Here is a 14,431-nt window from a genome sequence, read left to right on the forward strand (position 1 = left end):
CGTGATGAAACTGCCCGTTCGACAGCTTGGTGGTGATGAGCGAGGCCAGGCGCTGCTTCGTTGTCCGGAAGCCTTCCCGGCGGACTGGTCGACCCATCGTGTTCTTGTTCTGTTATCGCAGCCGCGACCTGTTCGATCAACAGAACAGGAGGCAGTCAAGCACGAAATCGAGAGGCATTCTAAACATACCTTTCGCAAAAACGTGAAGGCTGACGGAGAAAACGTCATGCCGTTCGAGTGAGAACCTACCGGTCACGAATAAGCGGTTGAAATTGGCGCATTCTTGGCACAGATTGGAGCGCGATAATCAGAACAACACGCTATCCGGCATGACCTCTGGAACGTCGTATTCCTAGGAAGAGCGTCGCCGAGCGTAGCATCAGATAAAAGGCCCGCTTCCTTGACTCAGCGTCTGTTCGTCACCGGGCTCTCCGGTTTCGTAGGCAAGCATCTTCAAGCTTATCTGGCAGCGGCCCACACGCCGTGGGCGCTCCTTCCCGTACCGCATCGTTACGACCTGCTGGAGCCGGATTCGCTGGGCGACCTCTGGCCGGAGCTGCCGGATGCGGTCATCCACCTGGCCGGGCAGACCTATGTGCCGGAGGCCTTCCGCGATCCTGCGCGGACCCTGCAGATCAACCTCCTTGGCACCCTGAACCTGCTCCAGGCGCTTAAGGCGCGGGGCTTCTCCGGTACCTTCCTGTACATCAGCTCCGGCGACGTCTACGGCCAGGTGGCCGAGGCGGCGTTGCCGATCCACGAGGAACTCATCCCCCACCCGCGCAATCCCTATGCGGTCAGCAAGCTGGCGGCCGAGTCGCTGTGCCTGCAGTGGGGTATCACCGAAGGCTGGCGGGTGCTGGTGGCGCGGCCGTTCAACCATATCGGGCCGGGGCAGAAGGACAGCTTCGTGATCGCCAGCGCCGCGCGGCAGATCGCCCGGATGAAGCAGGGCTTGCAGGCCAATCGGCTGGAAGTGGGGGACATCGACGTCAGCCGTGATTTCCTCGATGTCCAGGACGTGCTGTCAGCCTATCTGCGCCTGCTCTCCCACGGCGAGGCGGGCGCCGTCTATAACGTCTGTTCCGGGCAGGAGCAGAAGATTCGCGAGCTGATCGAACTGCTGGCGGACATCGCCCAGGTCGAGCTGGAAATCGTTCAGGACCCTGCCCGGATGCGCCGGGCGGAACAGCGTTGGGTTCGCGGCAGCCATGCGCGACTGCATGACGCCACGGGCTGGAAGCCTGAAATAACCATAAAACAGTCCCTGCGGGCGATCCTGTCCGACTGGGAGTCACGGGTACGAGAAGAATGACAAGAAGTGCACTGGTAACTGGGATCACCGGTCAGGACGGAGCGTACCTGGCCAAGCTGCTGCTGGAGAAGGGCTACCGGGTCCACGGCCTGGTGGCGCGGCGCAGCAGCGACACGCGCTGGCGCCTGCGTGAACTGGGGATCGAAGGCGATATCCAGTACGAGGACGGCGACATGGCCGATGCCTGTTCGGTGCAGCGCGCGGTGATCAAGGCGCAGCCGCAGGAGGTCTACAACCTGGCGGCACAGAGCTTCGTCGGGGCTTCCTGGAACCAGCCGGTGACCACCGGCGTCGTCGACGGCCTGGGCGTGACCCACCTGCTCGAGGCGATCCGCCAGTTCAGCCCGGAAACGCGCTTCTACCAGGCCTCCACCAGCGAGATGTTCGGCCTGATCCAGGCCGAGCGCCAGGACGAGAACACGCCGTTCTACCCGCGCAGCCCCTACGGCGTGGCCAAGCTCTATGGCCACTGGATCACCGTCAACTATCGCGAGAGCTTCGGCCTGCACGCCTCCAGCGGCATCCTGTTCAACCACGAGTCGCCGCTGCGCGGCATCGAGTTCGTCACGCGCAAGGTTACCGACGCGGTGGCCCGCATCAAGCTCGGCAAGCAGCAGGAATTGCGCCTGGGCAACGTCGACGCCAAGCGCGACTGGGGCTTTGCCGGGGACTACGTCGAAGCCATGTGGCTGATGTTGCAGCAGGACAAGGCCGACGACTACGTGGTGGCCACCGGTGTCACTACCACCGTGCGCGACATGTGCCAGATCGCTTTCGAGCATGTGGGCCTGGACTACCGCGACTTCCTCAAGATCGACCCGGCGTTCTTCCGGCCCGCCGAGGTCGACGTGCTGCTGGGTAATCCGGCCAAGGCCCAGCGTGTGCTCGGCTGGAAGCCCAGGACCAGCCTGGACGAGCTGATCCGGATGATGGTCGAGGCGGACCTGCGACGCGTTTCCCGGGAGTAAGCCATGCTGATTCCCGTGGTGCTTTCCGGCGGCGCCGGTACCCGCCTGTGGCCGGTGTCGCGTGAAGGACAGCCGAAGCCGTTCATGCGCCTGCCCGATGGCCAGACCCTGCTGGGCAAGACCTACCGACGTGCCGCCGGGCTCCTGGCCGGGCATGGCGAAATCGTCACGGTGACCAACCGCGAGCATTACTTCCAGAGCAAGGACCAGTTCCAGGCGGCCCGCCTGGGGCGGCACCGGGGACATTTCATCCTCGAACCGACCGGGCGCAACACCGCCCCGGCGATTGCCGTCGCCGCCCTGGCGCTGCAAGCCGAACATGGCGACGCGGCGGTACTGGTGGTGATGCCGGCGGATCACCTGATCCGCAACGAGGAGGCCTTCCGCGAGGCGGTGGGGCATGCCGCGCGTCTCGCCGTCGCCGGGCACCTGGTTACCTTCGGCGTGGTGCCGGACGCAGCGGAAACCGGTTTCGGCTATATCGAGCTGGGCGACCGGCTGGACGAGCAGGGGGCGGCCAAGGTGCGCCGCTTCGTCGAGAAACCCGATGAGGAAACCGCCCGTCGCTACGTGGAAAGTGGCGGTTTCCTGTGGAACTCCGGGATGTTCTGTTTCACGGCCTCGACCCTGGTCGACGAGCTGGCGCAGCATGCCCCGGCCCTGCTGGAGCAGGCCAGGGCCTGCCTGGCCGCCAGTGCGGCGGTGAAGATGGCCGATGGCATCCAGCATGAGCTGGCGGGCGAAGCCTTCGCCGCGCTGCCGGACATTTCCATCGACTATGCGCTGATGGAGCGCTCCGCGCGGGTCGCCGTGGTGCCGGCGGCCTTCGACTGGAGCGATATCGGTTCCTGGGGCGCGATGAGCGCGCTGCTCGACGCGGACGCAGAGGGCAATCGCGGCAGCGGCGACACCCTGTTCGTCGACACCCGTAACACCTTCGTGCAGAGCGACGGGCGCCTGGTCGCCACGGTCGGGGTCGACGACCTGGTCGTGGTGGATACTTCCGATGCGCTGCTGATCGCCCGCGCCGACCGGGTCCAGGAGGTGCGCAGGGTGGTGCAGCGGTTGAAGGACGAGCGGCACGAGGCCTATCGGCTGCATCGGACCGTCAACCGTCCCTGGGGCAGCTATACCGTCCTCGAGGAAGGGCCGCGCTTCAAGATCAAGCGAATCGTGGTCAGGCCGGGAGAGCGCTTGTCGCTGCAGATGCACCATCACCGCAGCGAGCACTGGATCGTGGTGCAAGGCATGGCCAGGGTCACCAATGGCGATGGCGCGCGGCTGGTCAACAGCAACGAGTCGACCTACATTCCCGCGGGCCACCGGCATCGCCTGGAAAACCCGGGGGTCATCGACCTGGTGATGATCGAGGTGCAGAGCGGCGAATACCTGGGAGAGGACGACATCGTCCGCTTCGAGGACCAGTACGGCAGGGTGGTCTGATGCTTCTTGGCTTGTCTCGTTCCTTGTGGGGCTATCGTGGCTTCGTTCTCGGCAGCGTCAAGCGCGAGTTCCAGTCGCGCTACCGCGGGTCGCTGTTCGGCGCGCTGTGGACGGTGCTCAATCCGCTGTCGATGATCGTCGTCTACACGGTGATCTTCTCCCAGGTGATGCGCGCGCGCCTGCCGGGCGTCGACGACGGCCTGGCCTACAGCGTCTATCTCTGCGCCGGGCTGCTGACCTGGGGCCTGTTCGCGGAAATCACCTCGCGCAGCCAGAGCATGTTCATCGAGAACGCCAACCTGCTGAAGAAGATCAGCTTCCCGCGCATCTGCCTGCCGGTCATCGTACTGCTCAACGCCGGGGTCAATTTCGCCATCATCCTCGCCTTGTTCCTCGGCTTTCTTGCCCTCAGCGGGCGCCTGCCGGGCGCGGCATTGCTCGCGCTGGTGCCGCTGCTGGCGATCCAGGTGCTGTTCGCGGCGGGACTGGGGATGATCCTCGGGGTGCTCAACGTGTTCTTCCGCGACGTCGGCCAGTTGTTCGGCATCTGTCTGCAGTTCTGGTTCTGGCTGACGCCGATCGTCTATCCGATCGGCATCCTGCCCGAGGGTATCCGCTCGCTGATCGAACTCAACCCGATGACCGCGCTGATGCGCAGCTACCAGCAGCTGTTCCTCCACGGGCAATGGCCGGACTGGCCTTCATTGCTGCCGATCACCCTGCTGGCGCTGCTGCTGTGCGCGCTCGGCCTGCGTCTGTTCCGCCAGCGGGTCGGCGAAATGGTGGATGAACTCTGATGGGACAGATACACGTATCCGGCCTCGGCAAGGCCTACAAGCAGTATCCCAATCGCTGGAGCCGGTTGTTCGAATGGCTGGTGCCTTTCAGCCCTCCGCGCCACCACCTGCACTGGATCCTGCGCGAGGTCGAGTTCACCATCGAGCCGGGCGAAGCGGTCGGCATCGTCGGGGTCAACGGCGCCGGCAAGAGCACCTTGCTGAAGATGATCGCCGGCACCACCCAGCCGACCTGCGGCGAGATCCGCGTGGCCGGCCGGGTCGCCGCGCTGCTCGAGCTGGGCATGGGCTTCCACCCGGACTTCACCGGCCGGCAGAACGTCTTCATGGCCGGGCAATTGCTGGGCATGCAGGTCGAGGAAATCCAGGCGCTGATGCCGGAGATCGAGGCCTTCGCCGAAATCGGCGAGGCCATCGAGCAACCGGTGCGCACCTACTCCAGCGGCATGCAGATGCGCCTGGCGTTCAGCGTGGCGACTGCCCGGCGGCCGGACATCCTGATCGTCGACGAGGCCCTGTCGGTTGGCGATGCCTATTTCCAGCACAAGAGCTTCGAGCGCATCCGCAGTTTCCGCAAGGCCGGCACCACCCTGCTGATCGTTTCCCACGACCGCTCGGCGATCCAGTCCATCTGCGACTCCGCGATCCTCCTGGAGCAGGGACGGATGGCCATGCGCGGGCGGCCGGAAGAAGTGATGGACTACTACAACGCCCTGCTCGCCGAGCGCGAGGGGCAGACCGTGCGCCAGGAAATGCTCGCCGACGGCCAGGTGCGGACGATTTCCGGCACTGGCGAGGCAGCGATCCTCGACGTACGGATGGTCGACCAGCGGCAGCGCGCGCTGGAGGTGGTCGAGGTAGGCCAGGCGGTGACGCTGGAAGTCGAGGTCGAAGTTCGCCAGGACATCGAGCGGCTGATCCTCGGCTTCATGATCAAGGACCGCCTCGGCCAGCCGATGTACGGGATCAATACCCACCGCCTGGACAAGGCCCTCACCGACCTGAAGGCCGGCGAGCGCATCACCTACCGCTTCGCCTTCGACATGCGCCTGGGCAAGGGGCACTACTCGGTGGCGCTGAGCCTGTCGCGGCTGGACTCGCACCTGGACCGCAACTTCGAATGGCGCGACTACGGCCTGGTCTTCCATGTCATCAACAATCGCCAGGAAGACTTCGTCGGTTGCTCCTGGCTGGGCGCCGAAACCCATATCAGCCGCTCCGGCGAGGCAGCTCTGGACCCCACTTCCGCGGAGAGCACTCCATGACGCGTCTGTTGGTCGAATGCACCTATGTGTTCGAGCATCCCAAGGTCAATTCCGGTATTCAGCGGGTGGTGCGCAACGTCATCCGCGAGTTGCCGGAAGCCGACGAGACGGTGGAGTGCATCCCGGTGGCAATGCTCGACGGCACCCTGTATCAGGTCCACAGCCTGGCGCCGCTGGACCCACGGCCGCATTCGCCGCTGGTACGCCTGCGCATCCTGGTGGAGCGAGCCGCCAACTACTTCTGGCTGGGCCAGCGCACCCTGGAAAAGCGCCGCCCGTTCCGTTCCTCGCCGTGGGCCCGGCGCCTTCTCTATGTAGCCTGCCGCCTGTTCGCCTTCGCCTTCCTCAGCATTCCGCTGCGCCTGCTCGACCGCATCCTCGGCAAGCAGCAGCCTGCACCCGTGCGCGCGACCCCGCTCGAACATCGGGCCGGCGACCAACTGGTCTTGCTGGACTCCTCCTGGCACGCCGATTTCTTCCCGCTGGCGGAACGCCTCAAGAGCGAGGGCGTGGGCATCGTCTCGGTGATCTACGACCTGATTCCCCTGACCCATCCGCAATTCTGCGATGCCGGCCTGGTCAAGGTGTTCAACCACTGGTTCGACTGGATCGCGGCCACCGCCGACGGCTACGTCGCGATTTCCGAGACCATTCGCGACGAAGTGCGCGCGGAGATGCTGCGGCGCATCGGCCCGGAGAAGGTCGCGCAACGCTGGTTCGATTATTTCCACCTGGGTTCGGAGCTGGACCTAGTGGAGGACGGCGCCTCCGTCGAGCCCGACCTGCTGCGCATGTTCAAGGCCAAGGCGCCGGTATTCCTGATGGTCAGCACCATCGAGCCGCGGAAGAACCACGGTTACCTGCTGGATGCCTTCGAGCGCGCCTGGGCCCAGGGTTCGCAGGTGCGGTTGTGCATCGCCGGACGCATCGGCTGGAAGTGCGAGGCGCTGGTGGAACGGGTGCGGCAGCATCCGGAGCTGAACAAGCGCCTGTTCATGTTCAACGACCTCTCCGACAAGAGCCTGGAGTACGCATACTCCCATGCCGCATCGCTGGTCTTCCCGTCCTATGTGGAAGGTTTCGGCCTGCCGCTGGTGGAGGCCATGCAGCGCGGCCTGCCGGCGATGGGCAGCGACATCCCGGTGTTCCGCGAGATCGGCGGCGAATTCATGGCCTACTTCGACCTTGCCGATCCGCAGACCCTGGCGAACCTGGTCACCCGCTTCGAAGCCACGGGCGAGTTCCCGGCCGAGCGACCGGTCGGCGAATGGCGCTGGATCGGCTGGCACGAAGCGAGTCGGCAACTGATCGCGCGGATCCTGCTCGCCCTCGGCAAGGCCCCGACGCATGGCGAGGCAGTACATGCGGATTGCGGTTAACGCGCGGATTCTCCAGGCGCCGCGGACCGGCATCGGACATTACCTGGTCGAGTTGCTGGGCGCGTTGCAGGCGCACGCGGACTTCGAGTTTTCCCTGTTCCATGGCTGGGGCTGGAGCGGCGACCTGCCGGCGGCGGCGCTGCCCGGCTATTCGCGTCTGTCGCCCTGGCTGCGCAACCTGCCCGGAGCCTACCGGGCACGACGCTGGCTGGAGCAGCGGCGTTTCGATAGCGGTCGGCCGCCGGTCGATCTCTACCATGAGCCCAGTCTCTGGCCGCTGGACTTCGACGGGCCGATGCTGATGACCCTGCACGACCTGACCCACCTGCATTATCCGGCGACGCAACCCGCCGCCCGCTTGCGCGAAATAGAACGCCGGCTGGCGCGCGGGATGGAAAAGGCGCGGTTGATCCTGACCGACTCGCAGGCGATCGCCGACGAGGCGCAGGCGTATTTCGGCCTGCCGCGCGAGCGCTTCGTGGTGGCGCCCCTCGGCCATGCCGCGCGGTTCCGTCCGCGGGACCGGGAGTCCCTGCGCGAGCCCTTGCGCGCGCATGGCCTGGTGCCGCGCGGGTATTTCCTCTGCGTAGGAACCCTCGAACCGCGCAAGAACCTGTCGCTGGCCCTGCGCGCCCATGGGCAACTGCCGGCGCCGGTCCGCCAGCGTTTTCCGCTGATGATCGTCGGCATGCCGGGATGGGAAAGTCGCTCGCTTGACGACGAACTGCGCCAGGCGCTGGCTTCTGGGACGGTGCGGCTGCTCGGCTACCTGCCGGACGAGCGGGTCGCCGAGTTGATGTCGGGCGCTCGGGCGCTGGTCTTCCCCTCGATCTACGAAGGCTTCGGCCTGCCTGTGCTGGAAGCCATGGCCAGCGGCACGCCGGTATTGCTCACGCGACTCTCCGCAATGCCGGAGGTGGCCGGCGAGGCGGGCAGCTATATTGACCCGGATGATGCCAATGGGCTATCTGACATGCTGGTCCGCATGACCGAGGATACCGTCTACTGGGAGTGCTGCCGGGAAGCCGGCCTGCGACGGGCGGAGCAGTTTTCCTGGAAGCGTTGCGCGAATCTCACCGCTGCAGCCTATCGTCGTGCCGTGGAGGGCTGAATGCGGGTACTGCACTTCTACAAGACCTACCTGAGCGAGACGGTAGGCGGGATCGAACAGGTGATCTTCCAGCTTTGCGAGAGCAGCGGGTCGTGGGGGATCGACAACCACGTCCTGACCCTGAGCAGCGACCCGCATCCGCCTGTCGTGCCCTTCGGCGGACATGTGGTGCATCGCGCCAGGCTCGACCTGCAGCTCGCCTCCACCGGTTTTTCCCTGAGCGTGTTCAAGCAGTTCCGCGAGCTGGCGGCGGAGGCGGACGTGGTCAACTACCACTTCCCCTGGCCGTTCATGGACCTGGTGCATTTCCTCACCGGTATGAACAAGCCGAGCGTGGTCACCTACCATTCGGACATCATCCGCCAGCGCGTCCTGTTGAAACTGTACCGGCCGCTTATGGGGCGCTTCCTTCATAGCGTCGATCGGATCGCGGTGGCGTCGCCCAACTACTTCAGCACCAGCGACGTGCTCCGCCAGTACCGGGAAAAGACCCGGGTGATCACCTACGGCCTGGACAAGGCTTGCTACCCGAAGCCTGCGGCACAGCGTCTGGAGCACTGGCGAGAGAAACTCGGGCCGCGGTTCTTCCTGTTCGTCGGGGTGATGCGTTACTACAAGGGCCTGCATATCCTGCTGGATGCGTTGCAGGGCACCGATTACCCGGTGGTGATCGTCGGTGCCGGGCCGTTGCAGGCCGAGCTGTATGCCCAGGCCGCGGCGCTGGGGTTGCGCAACGTGCACTTCCTCGGGCGGGTGGACGACGAGGACAAGGTCGCCCTGCTGCAACTCAGCTACGCCATGGTCTTTCCGTCGCACCTGCGTTCCGAGGCGTTCGGCATCTCCCTGCTGGAGGGCGCGATGTACGGCAAGCCGATGATCTCCAGCGAGATCGGCACCGGCACCAGCTACATCAATATCCATGGCGAGACCGGCCTGGTCGTGCCGCCCAGCCAGCCGGCCGCGTTTCGCCAAGCGATGCGCTGGCTCTGGGAGCATCCGCAGCAGGCGGAGGATATGGGCAGGAACGCGGAGGCCCGCTATCGGCAACTGTTCACCGCCGAAGAGATGGGGCGTCGCTGGAGCGAGCTGTACCGTGAACTGCTGGAGGAAAAGGCTTCTTCCAGATACGTGAAGGCCGCTCGGTAAGGAGCGGCCTACGGTACAGTTCAGGCTGGGCCGAACCGGGGCGTTACAGTATCGCTTAGCGCCAGAACGGCTTGTTCAGCTCGGCGTAGCGCTGGGCTTCGCTGATGCCGGCGTCGGCGAGCAGGCGGGAGTCCAGACGGGCCAGCTGGCGACGGCTCTGGATGCGGCGCTGCCACAGTTTCATGGTGCCCAGCAGGCTGCTGCTGCGGCGGTTGGAGCGAGCGATGTCGAAAGTGTTGGAACCGAGGGTACGTTCCATGATGTGTCGATCCTTCCCACTTGTGGTGGGTAGTCAGGTTGCTAGTGATTAACTGAGCAATATGATCTGACTAACAGGTCAACAAGAATAGGAACAGTTGCGGAGAATTGCGTTGGATCACCGGGGTGTGTTTCCGAACTGTATGGGTTGTTTCGGTGCGTAACTGTACCGCTCTGCACCGTCATGGTGCGTTACCGAAAGAAACAACGAAGTGTTACAGCAGGAAAAGCGGAAGGGCCGGGTCGGCGTGTTGCGATGGCGGCAAGAGAAAAGGCCGCCGAAATATGTTTTTACGTGGTTTTTTCTGCCCTGTCCAGACGCCCGGAAGAATTAATCGTCCGGGCGCTGGAAATAGTTGCGGATGAAACGGTTCAGCCTCAGCCGGCCAGCATGTGTCCACGTTCTTCCAGGTTCAGGTGCCAGGCCAGCGCCTCGCGCAACAGATGCGGCGTGTGGCCGCCTTTCGCGCAAGCCGCCTCGAAGTAGTCCAGCAGCGGTGCCTGGTAGGACGGGTGGACACAGTTCTCGATGATCACCCGGGCCCGTTCGCGAGGCGCCAGGCCGCGCAGGTCGGCGAGGCCCTGCTCGGTGACGAGGATGTCGACGTCGTGCTCGGTGTGGTCGACATGGCTGACCATCGGCACCACGCTGGAAATGTTGCCGCCCTTGGCGATCGACTTGGTGACGAAGATCGCCAGGTGCGCGTTGCGGGCGAAGTCGCCGGAGCCGCCGATACCGTTCATCATCTTGGTGCCGCCGACGTGGGTCGAGTTGACGTTGCCGTAGATGTCGAACTCCAGCGCCGTATTGATGCCGATGATGCCCAGGCGACGGACCACCTCGGGGTGGTTGGAGATTTCCTGCGGGCGCAGCACCAGCTTGTCCTTGTAGCGCTCCAGGTTACCGAACACGTCGGCGTTACGCCGCGGCGACAGGGTGATCGAGCTGCCCGAGGCGAAGCGCAGCTTGCCGGCGTCGATCAGGTCGAAGGTCGAGTCCTGCAGCACTTCGGAGTACATGGTCAGGTTCTCGAACGGCGACTCGATGAGGCCGCACATCACCGCGTTGGCGATGCTGCCGATACCGGCCTGCAGCGGGCCGAGGCTGTTGCTCATGCGCCCGGCGTCGACCTCGCGCTTGAAGAAATCGATCAGGTGGTTGGCGATGGCCTGGGTCTCGCCGTCCGGCGGCAGCACGGTGGATGGCGAGTCCGGCTGGTCGTTGATGACGATGGCGACGATCTTCTCCGGCGGGATCGGGATCGCCGTGCTGCCGATGCGGTCGTCGACGCGGGTCAGCGGGATCGGCGTGCGGGTCGGCCGGTAGGTTGGGATATAGATGTCGTGCAGGCCTTCCAGGTTGGTGCTGTGGGCCAGGTTGATCTCGACGATGACCTGCTTGGCGAAGATCGCGAAGCTCGCCGAGTTGCCCACCGAGGTGGTCGGCACGATGTGGCCCTGCTCGGTGATCGCGGCGGCTTCGATGACGGCGATGTCCGGCAGCTTCAGCTGGTGGTTGCGCAACTGCTCGACGGTTTCCGAGAGATGCTGGTCGATGAACATCACTTCGCCGGCGTTGATCGCCTTGCGCAGGGTGCTGTCGACCTGGAACGGCATGCGCCGGGCGAGCACGCCGGCCTCGGTGAGCTGCTTGTCGAGGTCGTTGCCGAGGCTGGCGCCGGTCATCAGGCTGATACGCAGCGGACGTTCCTTGGCGCGCATGGCCAGCGCCTGGGGTACGGCCTTGGCCTCGCCGGCGCGGGTGAAACCGCTCATGCCGACGGTCATGCCGTCCTGGATCAGGTCGGCGGCTTCGGCCGCACTCATCACCTTGTCGAGCAGGGAGGGCAGGCGCACGCGATCACGGTACATGGAACGAACCTCAGACGACGAATTATTAGAGGCCGCCAGTCTAGGGTTTCCGCGATTTTTCGCCTTTATACCAAGGTCGAAGCGCCATTCAGCGGGCTTATGGGCGGATTGCCAGGACCACCACGCCCGCTGTCACCAGGGCTACGCCGAGCCATTGGCGCAGGTCCAGGCGTTCGCCGAGAAGGGCCACGCCGAGCAGTGCCACCAGCACCACGCTGAACTTGTCCAGCGGCGCCACCAGCGACGCCGGGCCGAGCTTGAGGGCGCGGAAATAGCAGATCCAGGAGGCACCGGTGGCCAGCCCGGAGAGCACCAGGAACAGCCAACTGCGCGGCGGGATGCTGCCCGGGGCCTGGAACTTGCCCAGGACCGCGAGGATGCCGCCGAGGGTGACGAGGATCACCAGGGTGCGAATGAAGGTGGCGAAGTCCGAATCGACCCGGTCGAGGCCGATCTTGGCGAAGATCGCGGTCAGCGCGGCGAACAGCGCCGAAAGCAGTGCCCAGAAGGCCCAGGATGCCAGCATGTCGTCCTCCTCCGGGCCTTCTCCACGGGCTGCGCCGCTACAGGGCTTCCAGCTTGGCGTAGCCGAGCATCAGCCACTTGCTGCCTTCGCTCTCGAAGTTCACCTGCACCCGGGCCTGGGCGCCGGCGCCTTCGAAGTTGAGGATAGTCCCTTCGCCGAACAGCGCGTGGCGCACCCGCTGGCCGAGGGAGAAGGGCGTCTCCGGCACCCCGGCGCCGCTGAACAGGCTGCCGCCGGCGTTGCGCGAAGTGCCGCCGTAGGGGCGGCTGACGGTATTGGACAGGCGCACTTCCTGGATCAGCGACGGCGGGATCTCGCGGATGAAGCGCGAAACCTTGTTGTAGGTCTCGCTGCCATAGAGCCGGCGGGTCTCCGCGTAGGTCAGGACCAGTCGCTGCATGGCGCGGGTGACGCCGACGTAGGCCAGGCGGCGTTCCTCTTCCAGGCGGCCGGATTCCTCCAGGCTCATCTTGTGCGGGAACAGCCCTTCCTCCATGCCGACCAGGAACACCAGCGGGAACTCCAGGCCCTTGGCGCTGTGCAGGGTCATCAGCTGGACACTGTCCTCGTGGGCGTCGGCCTGGGTTTCCCCGGCCTCCAGGGAGGCGTGGCTGAGGAAGGCCTGCAGCGGGGTGAGGTCTTCCTCTTCCTCGCTGTTCTCGAAGGCGCGGGCGGCGCTGACCAGTTCCTCGAGGTTCTCCACCCGGGCCTGGCCTTTCTCGCCTTTTTCTTCCTTGTGGTAGCTGATCAGTCCGGACTGCTCGATCACCGTCTGGGTCATCAGGTGCAGCGGCATGTCCATGACCTTCGCCGAAAGATTCTCGATCAGCTCGACGAAGCCGGTCAGGGCGCTGGCGGCGCGGCCGGGCAGGACCTTGTTGGCGATCATCAGGCGAATCGCCTCCCACATCGACACATCGTTGCCGCGGGCGAATTCGCGGATGCTCTCCACGGTCTTCTCGCCGATGCCGCGTGCCGGCACGTTGACCACCCGTTCCAGCGCCGCGTCGTTGCCGCGGCCGTCGAGCAGGCGCAGGTAGGCCATGGCGTTCTTGATCTCGGCACGCTCGAAGAAGCGCTGGCCGCCGTAGATGCGGTAGGGAATCTTCTCCCGCAGCAGGGCTTCCTCCAGCACCCGCGACTGGGCGTTGGAGCGGTAGAGGATGGCGATCTCGCTGCGCGCCAGGCCGCCCCTGAGCGCGCTCTCGATCGACTCGACCACGTAGCGCGCCTCGTCGTGCTCGTTGAACGCGGCGTACAGGCTCAGCGACTCGCCGTCCTCGCCGTCGGTCCACAACTCCTTGCCCAGGCGTCCCTGGTTGTTGGCGATCAGGGCGTTGGCGGCCTTGAGGATCGACGCGGTGGAACGGTAGTTCTGCTCCAGGCGGATCACCTCGGCGTCGGCGAAGTCGTCGCTGAACTGCTGGATGTTCTCGATCCGTGCGCCACGCCAGCCGTAGATCGACTGGTCGTCGTCACCGACCACCATCAGGCTGTCGCCGCCCTTGGCAAGAATCCGCAGCCAGGCGTACTGCACGGCGTTGGTGTCCTGGAACTCGTCCACCAGGATATGGCGGAAGCGCCGCTGGTAGTGCTCGAGCACGCCGGGATGGTCGCGCCAGAGGTCCAGGGCGCGCAGCAGCAGCTCGGAGAAGTCGATCACCCCGGCGCGGGCGCAGGCCGCCTCGTAGGCTTCGTAGATCTTCAGCATGGTGGCGAGGAACAGGTCGCCGCCGGGCTGGATGTGTTGCGGCCGCAGGCCCTCGTCCTTCTGCCCGTTGATGAACCATTGGGCCTGGCGTGCCGGCCAGCGCTGCTCGTCGAGGCCGAGTTCGCGGATCACCCGCTTGACCAGGCGTTGCTGGTCGTCGCTGTCGAGGATCTGGAAGTTCTCGCTCAGCCCGGCCTCGCGCCAGTGCGCGCGCAGCAGGCGATGGGCGAGGCCGTGGAAGGTGCCGACCCACATGCCCGCCGGATTGATCCCGAGCAACTGCTCGATGCGGTGGCGCATCTCCGCCGCCGCCTTGTTGGTGAAGGTCACCGACAGGATGCTGTAGGGCGAGGCGTGCTCGACCTGGATCAGCCAGGCGATCCGGTGCACCAGCACGCGGGTCTTGCCCGAGCCGGCGCCGGCGAGGACCAGTTGGCGGCCCAGCGGCGCGGCCACGGCCTGGCGCTGCGGGTCGTTGAGGGAGTTCAGCAGGAGGGAGAGGTCGTCGTTCATCGCGGCATTCTACCGGGGCGGGGAAAAGCCGGGCAAACCGGGCCGCCATTCGGCGCAGGCCGGCGCAGCGTCGGGCCTGGCTGCGGAAAAATGCTCTATCCCGGCCTTGGGCAGCCTGCCCCTGCTC

13 protein-coding genes are annotated in these 14,431 nt (G+C 65.4%); 9 read left to right on the forward strand and 4 right to left on the reverse strand.

The window, feature by feature from the left end:
• The first annotated feature begins 4 nt into the window (after positions 1–4).
• The 9 genes from LT948_RS29290 to wbpZ all read left to right on the forward strand — a co-directional run bounded on the left by LT948_RS29290 (position 5) and on the right by wbpZ (position 9,424).
• Entirely contained in the window at positions 5–241 is a 237-nt protein-coding gene (locus LT948_RS29290) for a hypothetical protein (protein WP_003096896.1), read from the forward strand.
• Positions 242–400: 159 nt separating this feature from the next.
• Complete coding sequence (gene rmd / locus LT948_RS29295) at positions 401–1,315, forward strand: GDP-6-deoxy-D-mannose reductase (protein WP_023098260.1); 915 nt, start codon at positions 401–403, stop codon at positions 1,313–1,315.
• On the forward strand, positions 1,312–2,283 hold the full coding sequence (gene gmd / locus LT948_RS29300) for a GDP-mannose 4,6-dehydratase (RefSeq protein WP_003096890.1): 972 nt from the start codon (positions 1,312–1,314) through the stop codon (positions 2,281–2,283). The genes rmd and gmd overlap by 4 nt, the downstream gene beginning before the upstream one ends.
• Positions 2,284–2,286: 3 nt before the next feature.
• The gene (locus LT948_RS29305; RefSeq protein WP_003096889.1) at positions 2,287–3,726 is read left to right on the forward strand and encodes a mannose-1-phosphate guanylyltransferase/mannose-6-phosphate isomerase; all 1,440 of its coding nucleotides are present in this window, start codon (positions 2,287–2,289) and stop codon (positions 3,724–3,726) included.
• Positions 3,726–4,523: an ABC transporter permease gene (locus LT948_RS29310; protein ID WP_003096887.1), complete on the forward strand. Its 798-nt coding sequence runs from the start codon at positions 3,726–3,728 to the stop codon at positions 4,521–4,523. Before LT948_RS29305 ends, LT948_RS29310 begins: the two co-directional genes overlap by 1 nt.
• Positions 4,523–5,788 carry an ABC transporter ATP-binding protein gene (locus LT948_RS29315; RefSeq protein WP_023092788.1) on the forward strand — a complete coding sequence of 422 codons (1,266 nt, stop codon included), beginning with the start codon at positions 4,523–4,525 and terminating at the stop codon, positions 5,786–5,788. Before LT948_RS29310 ends, LT948_RS29315 begins: the two co-directional genes overlap by 1 nt.
• Entirely contained in the window at positions 5,785–7,167 is a 1,383-nt protein-coding gene (locus tag LT948_RS29320; RefSeq protein ID WP_003110353.1) for a glycosyltransferase family 4 protein, read from the forward strand. The genes LT948_RS29315 and LT948_RS29320 overlap by 4 nt, the downstream gene beginning before the upstream one ends.
• The gene (locus LT948_RS29325; RefSeq protein WP_023092787.1) at positions 7,151–8,278 is read left to right on the forward strand and encodes a glycosyltransferase family 4 protein; all 1,128 of its coding nucleotides are present in this window, start codon (positions 7,151–7,153) and stop codon (positions 8,276–8,278) included. Before LT948_RS29320 ends, LT948_RS29325 begins: the two co-directional genes overlap by 17 nt.
• Positions 8,279–9,424 (forward strand): D-rhamnosyltransferase WbpZ, encoded by a 1,146-nt coding sequence (wbpZ, locus tag LT948_RS29330; protein WP_003458263.1) that lies wholly within the window; start codon positions 8,279–8,281, stop codon positions 9,422–9,424. It begins immediately after the preceding gene.
• A gap of 55 nt (positions 9,425–9,479) precedes the next feature.
• Here wbpZ and LT948_RS29335 read toward each other — a convergent pair whose 3' ends face one another.
• The 4 genes from LT948_RS29335 to uvrD all read right to left on the reverse strand — a co-directional run bounded on the left by LT948_RS29335 (position 9,480) and on the right by uvrD (position 14,304).
• Positions 9,480–9,683 (reverse strand): DUF1127 domain-containing protein, encoded by a 204-nt coding sequence (locus LT948_RS29335; protein WP_003096877.1) that lies wholly within the window; start codon positions 9,681–9,683, stop codon positions 9,480–9,482.
• 377 nt (positions 9,684–10,060) lie between these two features.
• A complete protein-coding gene (locus LT948_RS29340; RefSeq protein WP_003096875.1) occupies positions 10,061–11,554 on the reverse strand; it encodes an acetyl-CoA hydrolase/transferase family protein in 1,494 nt (497 codons plus the stop codon).
• Between the two features lie 97 nt (positions 11,555–11,651).
• Positions 11,652–12,080 (reverse strand): EamA family transporter, encoded by a 429-nt coding sequence (locus LT948_RS29345; RefSeq protein WP_003110349.1) that lies wholly within the window; start codon positions 12,078–12,080, stop codon positions 11,652–11,654.
• 37 nt (positions 12,081–12,117) lie between these two features.
• Complete coding sequence (gene uvrD, locus LT948_RS29350; RefSeq protein ID WP_003110348.1) at positions 12,118–14,304, reverse strand: DNA helicase II; 2,187 nt, start codon at positions 14,302–14,304, stop codon at positions 12,118–12,120.
• Positions 14,305–14,431: the final 127 nt, after the last annotated feature.

Source organism: Pseudomonas sp. CP-1, from assembly GCF_021213715.1.
Classification (GTDB): Bacteria; Pseudomonadota; Gammaproteobacteria; order Pseudomonadales; family Pseudomonadaceae; genus Pseudomonas; species Pseudomonas aeruginosa.